The sequence below is a fragment of the Flavobacterium sp. LMO6 genome (assembly GCF_009495795.1).
Lineage (GTDB): Bacteria > Bacteroidota > Bacteroidia > Flavobacteriales > Flavobacteriaceae > Flavobacterium.
The window spans coordinates 176,489-189,033 of sequence record NZ_WIBH01000004.1; the positions used below are offsets into that span (position 1 = coordinate 176,489).

The following is a 12,545-nucleotide window of genomic DNA, read 5'->3' on the forward strand; positions in this document are numbered from 1 at the left end:
AGATTAAAGGATTTTAAAGATTTTTTAATCCGTGTGAATCTGTGTAATCCGTGGCCAATATTAATGACTTATGCTTCAAAATAAAAAAATCGAAATCGCTTGTTTTAACCTTGAATCTACTCTAATTGCTCAAAAAGCTGGAGCCGATAGAGTAGAATTGTGCGCTGATATGTCGGTTGGCGGTACAACTCCAGTTATCGAAACGATTCAACAAGCTCGCAAAAATCTAACCATCGATTTATATGTAATGATTAGACCAAGAGGAGGGAATTTTGTGTATTCGGATTCAGAATTGGAACAAATGAAATTCGAAATAGAAACCATCAAAAAACTTGGAATCAACGGATTTGTTTTCGGAATTTTGAAAGAAGATAGAACAATTAATATCGAACAAAATAAAGCTTTGATTGATATAGCAAAACCATTTCCATGTACGTTTCATAGAGCTTTTGATGAAGTTTTAGATTACGGACAAGCATTAGAAAACGTGATTTCTTGCGGATTTTCAACTATTCTGACTTCTGGAACTATTCCAAATGTCATGGAAGGAAAAGAAGTTTTAAAGCAATTAGTAATTCGAGCCAAAAATAGAATCGAAATCATGCCTGGTGGCGGATTGCGTTCGACTAATATTTCGGAATTAAATGAAATGGTAAATGCCAATTGGTATCATTCTTCCGCTATTACCGATGGAAGTGAGATTGCAAATCCGGAAGAAATCATCCAACTAAAGAAAAAGTTACAATCTTAAATGAACTTATATGCCTTATAGGGTTAAAAAAATCTTCGTTTTTCTATTCTGTCTAAATTGTTTTTTCATTTTTGGACAAACTTCCTATCGCAATTTGTCGTCAGAAAACTGGACATTCAACAAGCAAAACGAAACTAAAAAACACAAGGCAACTATTCCCGGAACGGTTCACACCGATTTATTTCAAAACCAATTAATCCCAGATCCTTTTTTTGGTAACAATGAAAAACAATTGCAGTGGATTGAAAATGAGAATTGGGAATACGAAACACATTTTACATTATCAAAATCCGAATTAAAAAATCAAAACATCGATTTAGAATTTGAAGGTTTGGATACGTATGCAACAATTTATTTGAACGGAAAAGTAGTTTTAGAAGCCGATAATATGTTCCGAAAATGGACCATTTCTGCTAAATCACATTTGAAAATGGGAAGTAATCATCTAAAAGTGATTTTTCATTCCGCAGTTCAAAAAGGAAAAGAGCAAGCTTCAAAATTATCTTATACCTTACCCGAAAAAGAACGTGTTTTTGTTCGAAAAGCGCAATATCAATTTGGTTGGGATTGGGGACCAAGATTTGTAACAGCTGGAATTTGGAAAAAAGTCCAATTGAAATTTTGGAATTCGGCTAAAATTGAAAATATAAAGTACAGCCAAATTGAACTGAATGATAAAAAAGCGATTTTAGAATTTACAACCGAAATTTACGTTTCCAAAGTCAAAACGATTCAGTTAAAAATCAATGAAAAAATCGAAACGTTCAACCTGAAAAAAGGAAAGAATAAAATTAAGATGCAATATGATATTACGAATCCAAAATTTTGGTGGTGTAATGGTTTAGGTGATGCGAATTTGTATCCTTTTACTTTTGAAATCAGTCAAAAAAATCAGTTTTTAGACGCAAAAAAGTTGAATATTGGTTTGCGAACGATCGAATTGATTCAGGAAAAAGACCAAGTTGGGAAAAGTTTTTATTTCAAATTAAATGGAAAATCGGTTTTCATGAAAGGTGCGAATGTGGTTCCTCCCGATAGTTTTTTACCAAGAGTTTTGGATTCCACTTATTTTTCTTTAGTCGAAAATGCCAAAAAAGCGAACATGAATATGCTTCGTGTTTGGGGTGGCGGAGTATATTTTGATGATGCGTTTTATGAAGCTTGCGATGCCAACGGAATTTTAGTTTGGCAAGATTTTATGTTTGCGTGTTCGATGTATCCTGGCGATGAAAAATTTGTCCAAAACGTAAAACAAGAAGTAATTGATAACGTGAATCGTTTGCAAAATCATCCGAGTATTGCGCTTTGGTGTGGCAATAATGAAAATGATGAAGGTTGGCACAATTGGGGTTGGCAAAAGCAATTTAATTATTCAAAAGCGGATTCAACCCAAATTTGGAATGATTACAAAAAAGTATTTCATGAAATGATTCCGAAGACTTTAGATAGTTTGCTTCCGAAAGAAAAAAATATCTATTGGTCTTCATCGCCATCCATTGGTTGGGGAAGAAAGGAAAGTTTGTTACAAGGTGATTCGCATTATTGGGGTGTTTGGTGGGGAAAAGAACCGTTTGAGATTTATGAAAAGAAAGTAGGACGTTTTATGAGCGAATACGGTTTTCAAGGCATGCCCAATTTGGAAACCTTGCAAAAAGTAATGCAAAAAGAGGATTTGAATTTTACTTCCGAAGCTTTTAGAAATCATCAAAAACATCCAACAGGTTATGAAATCATAAACGAATACATGGAGCGCGATTATGTGGTGCCAAAAGATTTTGAGGATTATCTTTATGTTTCCCAATTGTTGCAAGCTCGTGGCATGAAAACAGCCATTGAAGCCCATCGAAGAGCAAAGCCGTATTGCATGGGATCGCTATATTGGCAGTTGAATGATTGTTGGCCCGTTACGTCTTGGAGTTCGTTAGATTATTACGGATATTGGAAAGCCTTTCATTATCAAGCGAAGCGAAGTTTTGAGAACGTGCTTTTGTCAGTTGAGGAAACAGATAGTGGAATTTATAAGTTTTTTGTTATCAATGATGGAATACAAAATTATGCAGGAGAATTAAAAGCTGAAATTAGAAATTTTAATGGTCAACTTTTATGGCAGAGAAAATCGTATTGTAAATCAGATGCTAGTTCAAATGTGGCAGCTATATTATTACCTTTTCCTTCATTAAATGAAATTGACACGCAAAATTCATATTTAAAAATGGAATTTATTTCAGACGATAATCATTGGGAATCTAATTTCTTTTTCGAAAAACCAAAAAATTTGAAATTATCAAAACCCAACATTCAAATCATAACTATTGATGAATTAACTATTGAGATTTCCACAGATGTTTTAGCGAAGGATGTTTTTCTGTCATCGGAAAACGATACTTTTTTTGAAGATAACTATTTTAATTTATTACCAAATGAAAAGCGAATCATCAAATTGTCCAAACCAGTTCAAAACATTAAAGTAAAATCGTTGTTTGATACTTTGGAATAAAATAAATCCTCAAATGAAATTTGAGGATTTATTTTATTTGTGTTTCCCGATTTCCCAGCCGGTTTTTCCTAAGTATTTTTCTCCACTTTCAATCGCACCATCTTCAACTACAGTTCCCATAGAATCATTCCAACGGTTTAGATAGCCAAATAATGAAATTACACCAAGCATTTCTACTATATCGCCTTCTGTCCAATACTTGTAAAGTTCTGTTTTAATTGCTTCGTCAACTGCATTAGGAATAACAGCTGCAGCTAGAGCAAAATGTAAAGCAGCTCTTTCCGCATCAGAAAAAGCAGGATGTGTTTTATATTCCCAAATATTATCTAATTTTTCTTGTTCTGCACCATATCGTTCAGCAGCTCTAATAGTGTGTGCTTGACAATATCTACATCCAGCAGCATTACTAGTTACCCAACCAATCATTCTTTTTAAGGCAGAAGTTACATTTCCTTTGTTTTCCATTACAGCCATATTTAATTGAATAAAGGCTTTAGAAATGGCAGGACGATGTTGCATCGTTAATACAGAATTGGGACAAAACCCTAGGGTTTCATTAAAAAACTCAGCTAATTTTTTTGTTTCTTCATCATGGTTTGATGGGAGTGGATTAACTAAAGGCATAAGATATTAAAATAATCCGTTTAATTCTGCGTCAATTCGATTGATAATGTTTCCTAAATCCTCTGGATTGTTTACAAAATCGATATTGTCTACATCTATAATTACTAATTTACCTTTATCGTAGGTTTGAATCCAAGCTTCATATCGTTCGTTCAAACGACTCAAGTATTCAATCGAAATAGAATTTTCATAATCGCGTCCTCTTTTATGAATCTGACTCACTAAATTCGGAATCGAACTTCTTAAGTAAATCAACAAATCAGGCGCACCTACTAAACTTTCCATTAATTCAAATAACGAGGTATAATTGGTATAATCTCGATTAGACATTAAGCCCATAGCATGAAGATTAGGAGCAAAAATGTGAGCATCCTCATATATTGTTCGGTCTTGAATAATGTTTTTTCCGCTTTCACGAATTTGTAATACTTGACGAAAGCGACTATTTAAGAAATAAATTTGAAGATTAAAACTCCAACGCTCCATTTGGTGGTAAAAATCATCTAAATACGGATTATCTACAACGTCTTCAAAGTGTGGTTCCCATTTAAAGTGTTTGGCTAATAATTTAGTTAAAGTGGTTTTTCCTGCTCCAATATTTCCTGCTACTGCTATGTGCATTATGGTAAAATTATTTTGTAATTAGTAATTTCATTTTGGGTAAAAATAGATAAAATTCCATCTCTAAAGAAAAAATTTGAAATGATTTTTTCATCAATTGCTATTTTGTTACTGATATTGGACTTTAGGTTGTAATAATACAATTGATTGTTTGTTTTGTAAATACAAGTATTGTTTTTTGTTAGTTGTATAGAATCAAAATTTGGAATAATTCCTAATTTTTCAATGGTTCCATAAATAGATATGCGGTATGTAATATATTGGTTATCAATCCAATAAAAATGAGTGTAGTCGGATTCGTAATACACAATAGTGTTTTTTAACATTGTTGAAATCCATTTAATGCTGCCAGTGTTTACATTATGCAAGCCAATTTTTGATGAAATGCTATCGTAAATCCATATTTGATTTTGAGAAGATAAAGCAGTCGCTTCAATATTTATCGGATAAGAAAACAAATTATAGTCTATTTTTCTAATTTCGTTTAGTTGATTATCTAATAGCACAACGGTATTAAAATTTTTATAAAAAACAACTATTTCTAAAGGGTTCTGAAAGTCAACTTTAGTGATTATTCCCAAACTTAAATTATTGTATTGATAAGATTTTGTTTCACTTTTTTTGTTGAGAACATTGTTTTTTATACTGTAAGTGTTTTTCTGATTGTCAAAACCTAAGTACTTGTCGCAATTAGTATTTAGTGCTTCTATTTTTGTAGCAAGAATTTCTTCCTGACTAATTACAGAAAGGGAGAATAAATTAAAAATTGTAACTAAAAGTATTTTTTTTAATGGCATTCGTTAAACTATTTCATAAAATAATGGTCTAATGTACAACTTTAACATAAAAAATGCTGTTATATTGTGTAACAAAATACACTTTTAATAGTCTATATATACATCTAAAACATCTTAAAACAATGAAAAAAATTATTATTGCATCAATTTTAATGATTTCTGGGTTCATGAATGCTCAAGAATTTCAAGGAATGGCAGTCTATGAATCAAAAACGAGTACTGCTGACTTTATGAAAGGTATGGGTGGAAACCGAGATATTACTCCCGAAATGCAAAAACAAATAGAAGAGCGTATGAAAAAAATGTTTGAAAAAACATTTATTTTAAATTTTGACAAAACGGCTTCAATATACAAAGAAGAAGAAAAATTAGATGCGCCAGGACAGCAAGGTGGAGGAAGAATGATGATGTCGATGATGGGCGGAGGTGGAACACACTATAAAAACGCAAAAAGCAAACAATATGTTGTAGATAAAGAGTTTTTTGGAAAAGAGTTTTTAATTAAAGATTCATTACCTAAATATGACTGGGTATTAGGAAGCGAATCTAAACAAATAGGTGATTATTTTTGTTTTAAAGCAACTGCAGTTGTTAAAGTAAGCGAGTCTGATTTTAGAAATTTCAGATTTAGAAACAGAAATAATGACAAAGAAGAAGGTAAAAAATCAGAAACGGTAAAAGATACTGCTGCTGCTAAAAAAACCAATTTTACTGATGATTGGGAAATGCCAAAAGAAAACACAATTACGGCATGGTATTGCCCAGAAATTCCTATAAATCAAGGTCCAGAAAATTATTGGGGTTTACCAGGTTTAATTTTAGAGGTAAACGATGGTAAAACCATAATATTATGTTCTAAGTTAGTAATAAATTCTAAAGATAAGGTTGAAATTAAACCAGCTTCTAAAGGTAAAGTGGTAACTCAAAAAGAATACGACGAAACCGTTAAAAAGAAAATGGAAGAAATGCGCGAAATGAATTCTGGACCAGGTGGACAACGTGGAGGAATGAGAATGGGCGGAGGAAGATAATTTATTTAAAATATGAAAAAAATAGTATTACTACTTATAATGGCACTTTCAACAAGTGCCTTTTCTCAAAATATTCGTTTCGAAGGAACTGTTAAAGATACAACTGGAGTTGGTTTAGAAATGGCTAATATTATGGCTATTAATCAACAAACAAAAGCAATGGATGCTTATGCAATTACTAATGAAACGGGCAAATTTATTTTAAATTTAAAAGCCAATACTGCATATACATTAAAGGTAAGTTATATTGGATTTCAAACTTTTGAAAAAGCAGTTACTACACAAACTACAAACATTAATTATCCTGTTGTGTTAAAAGAAGGAACACAATTAAGAGAGGTAGAGGTTGTGCATGTAATGCCTGTAACTGTCTCCGGAGATACAATTATTTATAATTCCGATTCATTTACAAATGGAACAGAACGTAAACTAGAAGATGTTCTTAAAAAATTACCTGGTGTTGAGGTTAATAAAGATGGTGAAATTGAAGTAGAAGGTAAGAAGGTTCAAAAAGTAATGGTGGAAGGAAAAGATTTTTTTGATGGCGATACTAAATTAGCTACTAAAAATATTCCTGCGGATGCGTTAGATAAAATTCAGGTTTTACGAAATTATAACGAAGTTTCTAATTTAAAAGGATTAGAAAATAACGAAGAAAGTATAGCGATAAACATCAAACTTAAAGAAGGAAAAAAGAATTTTTGGTTTGGAGATATGTCGGCTGGTATTGGTGTAGGAATGGAAGATACTCGATTTATAGTTAATCCTAAGTTGTTTTTCTATAGTCCAAAATACAGTTTAAATGTAATTGCCAATGTAAATAATATTGGAGAATTACCACTAACAGCTCAAGATTATTTCAAATTTACGGGAGGTTTTAAAAACATGATGCGAAAAGGAGGTTCTTCTTTTAATGTAACCTCAAATGATTTAGGAATTATAGGACTAAGAAATAATCAAGCAGCAAACATTGAAACTACGTTTGGAGCAGCTAATTTTAGTTTCAATCCATCAAAAGCTTGGACATTAAGTGGTTTTGGAATTCTATTAGGAAATAAAACAGAAATTGAAAATAGAACTATTTCAAATCGTATTGATAATTTACCTGATGGTTCAACAGAAACTATTTCAGAAACAAGAGATGATTTTACAAAACAAGATAGTAAACAAGTTTTGTTTAAATTAAGTTCAAGTTATGTGCCTTCAGAAAAAGCGCATTTTGATTATGATGCTTTAGTTAAGTTTTCAGATCAGAAAGAAAATACAAGTGTGTTTTCAAGTTTATTATCTGATATTTATACTGGAAAAGGTCAAAATCCTTTTTCAATAAATCAGAATCTAAATTATTATTATACATTAAATGAAAAGCATGTTTTTGCTTTTGAAATGCAACATTTATATCAAAATGAAGATCCGTTTTATAATGCAAATTTAGAAACGTTACCTTTTGCTCCTTTGTTAACAGGTTATGTAAATGAAGGTGTAGGTGTTAGAGATGATATAACTCAAAATCGTTTTGTGCAAACTAATAAAGTAGATTCAAAGTTTGATTATTATTATATGCTTACGCCAAAAAGTAATATCAATTTAACATTAGGAAATACGTATTCATATCAAAATTTTGATTCTTCTATTTTCCAGATATTAAATAATGGGACTCAGAATACTCTAACAGATGCTACTACATTTAATAATGTGAATTATGCTTTTAATGATGTATTTTTAGGAGTTCATTATAAATTTTTATTAGGAAAATTTACTTTTAATCCAGGATTTAGTGTGCATCAATACAATACTAGAGATGAGCAATTAGGAACGTCTCATAGATTAAACTTTAATCGTATACTTCCAGATGTATATGCGTTATGGCAAATTAAAAAATCAGAAACACTAACGTATAATTATTCGCTTTCAAATAATTTTACCGACATTAATAGATTGGCTCAGGGCTACGTATTTTCAAATTACAACAGTTTGTTTAGCGGAAATAGATTTTTACAAAATTCAACATCTCAAGTACATTCATTGCGTTATTTTAAATACAATATGTTCAATTTTGAGAATATTTTTGCAAATATTACCTACACACGACAATTAGAAGCGGTAAAAAATAGAGCATTGTTATTAGGAGTAAATCAAATTTCTTCTTCTGTGAATATTAATTCTGATTTTCCAGACGAAACATTGTCGGCAAGTGGTAATTATGGTCGTTCGTTTGCAAGATATTATAAAGCGAATTTTAGAGCAGGATTTAACTGGTCAAAAAACAACAATATTCGTGTCTATCCAGATGGTGATACAGATCCAAATAATAATCCATCAGAAATCCAAACTATTGAATCGTATTCTCAGAGTTATAGTTTAAGTTTTTCAACTAATTATAAAACGTTGCCAAACTTGAGTTTAGGATATAACTTTTCAATTAATGATAACTTTTCGGATGTTATTTACATAGATAGTCCAACATTAACGTTAGAATATTTTTTCCTTGATGCGTTTTCGTTTGTTTCAGAATATTCGTATTTCCATAATAGAAACAAAACAAAAACTATTGATAGCGAATATGATTTCTTAACCGCTAGTTTAATGTATCAAAAGAAAAACAGCAAATGGGAATGGAAACTTTCAGGAACCAACTTGTTAGATACAAAATCTTTAGATACAAATAGTTTCAGTCAATTAGGAGGAACAAGTAGTTTTTCTAGTTATAGAGTGCAGCCAAGATTTGTAATTTTAAGTTTAAAATATACATTATAGTTCTTTCGAGTATAGAGATAAAAAAAACCATTCGTTAATGCGAATGGTTTTTTTATTAAAGAAAGTATTTCTTATATTTTAAAAGCAGCTTTTACTTTGTCTACAAAATCTAATTTTTCCCAAGTAAATAATTCTACGGTTAATGTTTTAGATTCACCACCTGGAGCAGTAAACGTTTTAGTTACGGTTTCAGGAGTTCTTCCCATATGTCCGTAAGCAGCCGTTTCGCTGTAGATTGGATTTCTTAATTTTAAACGTTGTTCAATAAAGTACGGACGCATATCAAAAATGCTTTCTACTACTTTGCTGATTTCCCCGTCAGTTAAATTTACTTTTGCAGTTCCGTAAGTATTTACGTTGATTGATGTTGGTTCAGCAACTCCAATCGCATAAGAAACTTGTACTAAAATTTCATCTGCAACACCAGCTGCAACTAAGTTTTTAGCAATATGACGTGTAGCATAAGCAGCAGAACGGTCTACTTTTGATGGGTCTTTTCCTGAGAATGCACCACCACCGTGAGCTCCTTTTCCACCGTAAGTATCTACAATAATTTTTCTTCCTGTTAAACCAGTGTCGCCGTGAGGTCCTCCAATTACGAATTTTCCTGTTGGGTTAATGTGGTATTTAATTGCATCATTGAATAAATGAGCATATTGAGGATTTTTAGCAATTACTCTTGGAATCAAAATTTCAATAATGTCTTTTTTGATTTTTGCTAACATCGTTGGTTCATCAGCAAAATCATCGTGTTGAGTTGAAACTACAATAGCATCAATACGAACCGGTTTGTTATCATCAGAATATTCTAAAGTAACTTGAGATTTAGCGTCTGGACGTAAGTAAGTGATTTCGTTGTTTTCTCTTCTTAAATCCGCTAAATCTTGTAATAGTTGATGAGACAATTTCAATGCTAACGGCATGAACTCAGCAGTTTCGTTTGTAGCGTAACCAAACATCATTCCTTGGTCACCAGCGCCTTGCTCTTCTTTACTTGCTCTGTCAACTCCTTGATTAATATCGGCAGATTGTTCGTGAATAGCAGATAAAACTCCGCAAGAATTTGCTTCGAACATATATTCGCTTTTCGTGTAACCAATTTTCTTGATTACATCTCTCGCGATAGTTTGTACATCTAAATAAGTGTTTGATTTTACTTCTCCAGCTAAAATTACCTGACCTGTTGTAACTAATGTTTCACAAGCTACTTTTGACTCAGGGTCAAATGCTAAAAAGTTATCAATTAATGCGTCTGAAATTTGATCCGCAACTTTGTCAGGATGTCCTTCACTCACTGATTCTGACGTAAATAAATAAGCCATAATAAATTATTTTTTAAAATTTAGCGAGGAAAAATAATTGCAGAGATTGCGTAAAGGAGTAGTAATACTGCTTTAGCATTTTTTTAATGAGGTTGCAATCAGTTCAAATTTTTCCTCTTTGTTTTCGTTTGCAAATGTATGAAATGAAATTGAATTCCAAATAGTTGTTCACTTTTTTTTATAGTTTATTAATTGAAGAATTATGAAACCGTCTTTTTTATAGATTATTTTTCCATTAATAATTCATTTTTAATGAAAATAAATCTATTTTATTTAATTTAAACAACAAAATTTAGAAAAATAATCTATTTATTTTTTTATTGTAGAAAATAAATCTAATTTTGCCCTGTCAAACTAAAAGAAATAAAAATGAACTTTACAATGTGCAATATGTGTATGATGATGTGGAACAATCCGCAGAGGAAACCTATTGCATAATTTTAAAAGTAAATTAATTCAATATAACCTCTGTCGAAAACAGAGGTTTTTTTATGTCTAATCTCAAAATAAATTTATGAATACAAAGCTTATACAGTTTTTAGAAACCACTAATAATCTAGAGCTTGAACTTGATTTTTTAGCTAACAATTTTAATGAAAAGATAGTTTTTTCGACCAGTTTTGGGATAGAAGATCAAGTAATATCGCATGAAATTTTTTCTCAAAATTTAAACAATATAGAAGTATTTACATTAGACACGGGACGATTTTTTGCGGAAACCTATGCGGTTTGGGATAAAACATTACTTCAATACAATAAAAAAATAAATGCTTATTATCCCAATACTGAAAAAGTAGAAAACTACGTAAATGAAAATGGAATTAATGCCTTTTATAATACTATAGAATTAAGAAAAGAGTGTTGTTTTATTAGAAAAGTAGCGCCGTTGGGAAGAGCTTTAAAAGGCGCTAAGATTTGGATCACAGGTTTACGTGCAGAACAATCGGAAAATAGAAATACTTTAAAAAAAATAGAATGGGATGAAGAAAGGCAGTTGTACAAATATAATCCATTACTCAATTGGTCAACAGAAGATGTGGTAACGTATTTAAAAAAATTTGGAGTTCCATACAACACGCTTCACGATGAAAACTTTGTAAGTATTGGTTGTGCTCCATGTACCAGAGCGTTAAAACCAGGGGAAGATTTTAGAGCAGGACGTTGGTGGTGGGAAGATAAAACAAAAAAAGAATGCGGCTTACACAGATAAATTACTAACCGAAAAAGAAATAAAATGGCAATAACTAATCATTATTTAGAACAATTAGAAAACGAAGCGATTTATATCCTTAGAGAAACTGCGGCGCAATTTGAAAAACCAGCATTACTATTTTCCGGAGGTAAAGATTCCATTGTTTTGGTGCACTTAGCATTAAAAGCATTTCGACCAGGAAAATTTCCGTTTCCTTTAGTGCATATTGATACCGGACATAATTTTCCTGAAGCAATTGAATTTAGAGATTACTTAGCTAATATAATTGGTGAAAAACTAATTGTTGCTTCGGTAGAAGATAGTATAAAAAAATACAATTTGCAAGAAACAGCAGGTCGTTTTCCATCTAGAAATGCGTTGCAAACTTACGCGCTTTTGGATGCGATTGAAGAAAATCAATTTGATGCTTGTATTGGTGGTGCAAGAAGAGATGAAGAAAAAGCAAGAGCTAAAGAACGTATTTTTTCGGTTAGGGATGATTTTGGACAATGGGATCCAAAATTACAGCGCCCCGAATTATGGGATATTTTAAACGGAAAAGTGCAAAAAGGACATAATGTTCGGGTTTTTCCAATAAGTAATTGGACTGAATTAGATGTTTGGAATTACATTCAAAAGTATAACATTGAATTACCAAGTTTATACTTTGCACATGATAGAGAATGTATTGTTCATCAAGATAAATTGGTAGCAACATCCAAATTTATTCAACCTATAGAAAATGACACAGTTGTTGTAGAGAAAGTACGATACAGAACGGTTGGTGATATGACATGTACGGCAGCAGTTCCTTCTGAAGCAGCAACTATTCAAGACATTATTGATGATATTATTCAAACTAGAATAAGTGAAAGAGGACAAACTCGTTTAGATGATCAACTCTCAGAAGCGGCTATGGAAGACAGAAAAAAACAAGGATATTTTTAAACTTG

Annotated in this window: 10 protein-coding genes; 6 read left to right on the top strand and 4 right to left on the bottom strand. The window is 31.5% G+C overall.

Annotation, left to right across the window (positions count from 1 at the left end):
• Window positions 1–70 precede the first annotated feature (70 nt).
• Window positions 71–751 carry a copper homeostasis protein CutC gene (locus GFJ99_RS05830; protein ID WP_153207922.1) on the top strand — a complete coding sequence of 227 codons (681 nt, stop codon included), beginning with the start codon at window positions 71–73 and terminating at the stop codon, window positions 749–751.
• A gap of 94 nt (window positions 752–845) precedes the next feature.
• Entirely contained in the window at window positions 846–3,248 is a 2,403-nt protein-coding gene (locus GFJ99_RS05835) for a glycoside hydrolase family 2 protein (protein ID WP_153207923.1), read from the top strand.
• Between the two features lie 33 nt (window positions 3,249–3,281).
• Here GFJ99_RS05835 and GFJ99_RS05840 read toward each other — a convergent pair whose 3' ends face one another.
• The 3 genes from GFJ99_RS05840 to GFJ99_RS05850 are packed head-to-tail and all read right to left on the bottom strand — an operon-like array spanning window position 3,282 to window position 5,290.
• Window positions 3,282–3,872 (bottom strand): carboxymuconolactone decarboxylase family protein, encoded by a 591-nt coding sequence (locus GFJ99_RS05840; RefSeq protein WP_008254751.1) that lies wholly within the window; start codon window positions 3,870–3,872, stop codon window positions 3,282–3,284.
• A gap of 6 nt (window positions 3,873–3,878) precedes the next feature.
• Complete coding sequence (locus GFJ99_RS05845) at window positions 3,879–4,493, bottom strand: deoxynucleoside kinase (protein ID WP_008254749.1); 615 nt, start codon at window positions 4,491–4,493, stop codon at window positions 3,879–3,881.
• Window positions 4,493–5,290, bottom strand: coding sequence for a hypothetical protein (locus tag GFJ99_RS05850; RefSeq protein ID WP_153207924.1), 798 nt, complete (start codon window positions 5,288–5,290; stop codon window positions 4,493–4,495). The genes GFJ99_RS05845 and GFJ99_RS05850 overlap by 1 nt, the downstream gene beginning before the upstream one ends.
• Before the next feature lie 122 nt (window positions 5,291–5,412).
• On the opposite strand from GFJ99_RS05850, the gene GFJ99_RS05855 reads away from it, so the two are divergent.
• Together GFJ99_RS05855 and GFJ99_RS05860 are read left to right on the top strand one after the other, a co-directional pair.
• Window positions 5,413–6,321 carry a GLPGLI family protein gene (locus tag GFJ99_RS05855; RefSeq protein WP_153207925.1) on the top strand — a complete coding sequence of 303 codons (909 nt, stop codon included), beginning with the start codon at window positions 5,413–5,415 and terminating at the stop codon, window positions 6,319–6,321.
• Window positions 6,322–6,333: 12 nt separating this feature from the next.
• Complete coding sequence (locus tag GFJ99_RS05860; protein WP_162523969.1) at window positions 6,334–9,078, top strand: carboxypeptidase-like regulatory domain-containing protein; 2,745 nt, start codon at window positions 6,334–6,336, stop codon at window positions 9,076–9,078.
• Between the two features lie 71 nt (window positions 9,079–9,149).
• On the opposite strand, the gene metK is transcribed toward GFJ99_RS05860, so the two are convergent.
• Window positions 9,150–10,400 (bottom strand): methionine adenosyltransferase, encoded by a 1,251-nt coding sequence (metK, locus tag GFJ99_RS05865; RefSeq protein ID WP_153207926.1) that lies wholly within the window; start codon window positions 10,398–10,400, stop codon window positions 9,150–9,152.
• A 514-nt stretch (window positions 10,401–10,914) separates the two neighbouring features.
• Here metK and GFJ99_RS05870 point away from each other — a divergent pair.
• Together GFJ99_RS05870 and cysD are read left to right on the top strand one after the other, a co-directional pair.
• Entirely contained in the window at window positions 10,915–11,610 is a 696-nt protein-coding gene (locus tag GFJ99_RS05870) for a phosphoadenylyl-sulfate reductase (protein WP_153207927.1), read from the top strand.
• A gap of 24 nt (window positions 11,611–11,634) precedes the next feature.
• Window positions 11,635–12,540, top strand: a complete 906-nt coding sequence (gene cysD, locus GFJ99_RS05875) for a sulfate adenylyltransferase subunit CysD (protein WP_153207928.1) — start codon at window positions 11,635–11,637, stop codon at window positions 12,538–12,540.
• The last annotated feature ends 5 nt before the right edge of the window (window positions 12,541–12,545 follow it).

Bases quoted from the DNA above. Each gene is read 5' to 3' on its own strand.
- GFJ99_RS05840 (WP_008254751.1), bottom strand. From the start codon at position 3,872: ATGCCTTTAGTTAATCCACTCCCATCAAACCATGATGAAGAAACAAAA.
- GFJ99_RS05860 (WP_162523969.1), top strand. From the start codon at position 6,334: ATGAAAAAAATAGTATTACTACTTATAATGGCACTTTCAACAAGTGCC.
- GFJ99_RS05855 (WP_153207925.1), top strand. From the start codon at position 5,413: ATGAAAAAAATTATTATTGCATCAATTTTAATGATTTCTGGGTTCATG.
- GFJ99_RS05850 (WP_153207924.1), bottom strand. From the start codon at position 5,290: ATGCCATTAAAAAAAATACTTTTAGTTACAATTTTTAATTTATTCTCC.
- metK (WP_153207926.1), bottom strand. From the start codon at position 10,400: ATGGCTTATTTATTTACGTCAGAATCAGTGAGTGAAGGACATCCTGAC.
- GFJ99_RS05870 (WP_153207927.1), top strand. From the start codon at position 10,915: ATGAATACAAAGCTTATACAGTTTTTAGAAACCACTAATAATCTAGAG.
- GFJ99_RS05830 (WP_153207922.1), top strand. From the start codon at position 71: ATGCTTCAAAATAAAAAAATCGAAATCGCTTGTTTTAACCTTGAATCT.
- GFJ99_RS05845 (WP_008254749.1), bottom strand. From the start codon at position 4,493: ATGCACATAGCAGTAGCAGGAAATATTGGAGCAGGAAAAACCACTTTA.
- cysD (WP_153207928.1), top strand. From the start codon at position 11,635: ATGGCAATAACTAATCATTATTTAGAACAATTAGAAAACGAAGCGATT.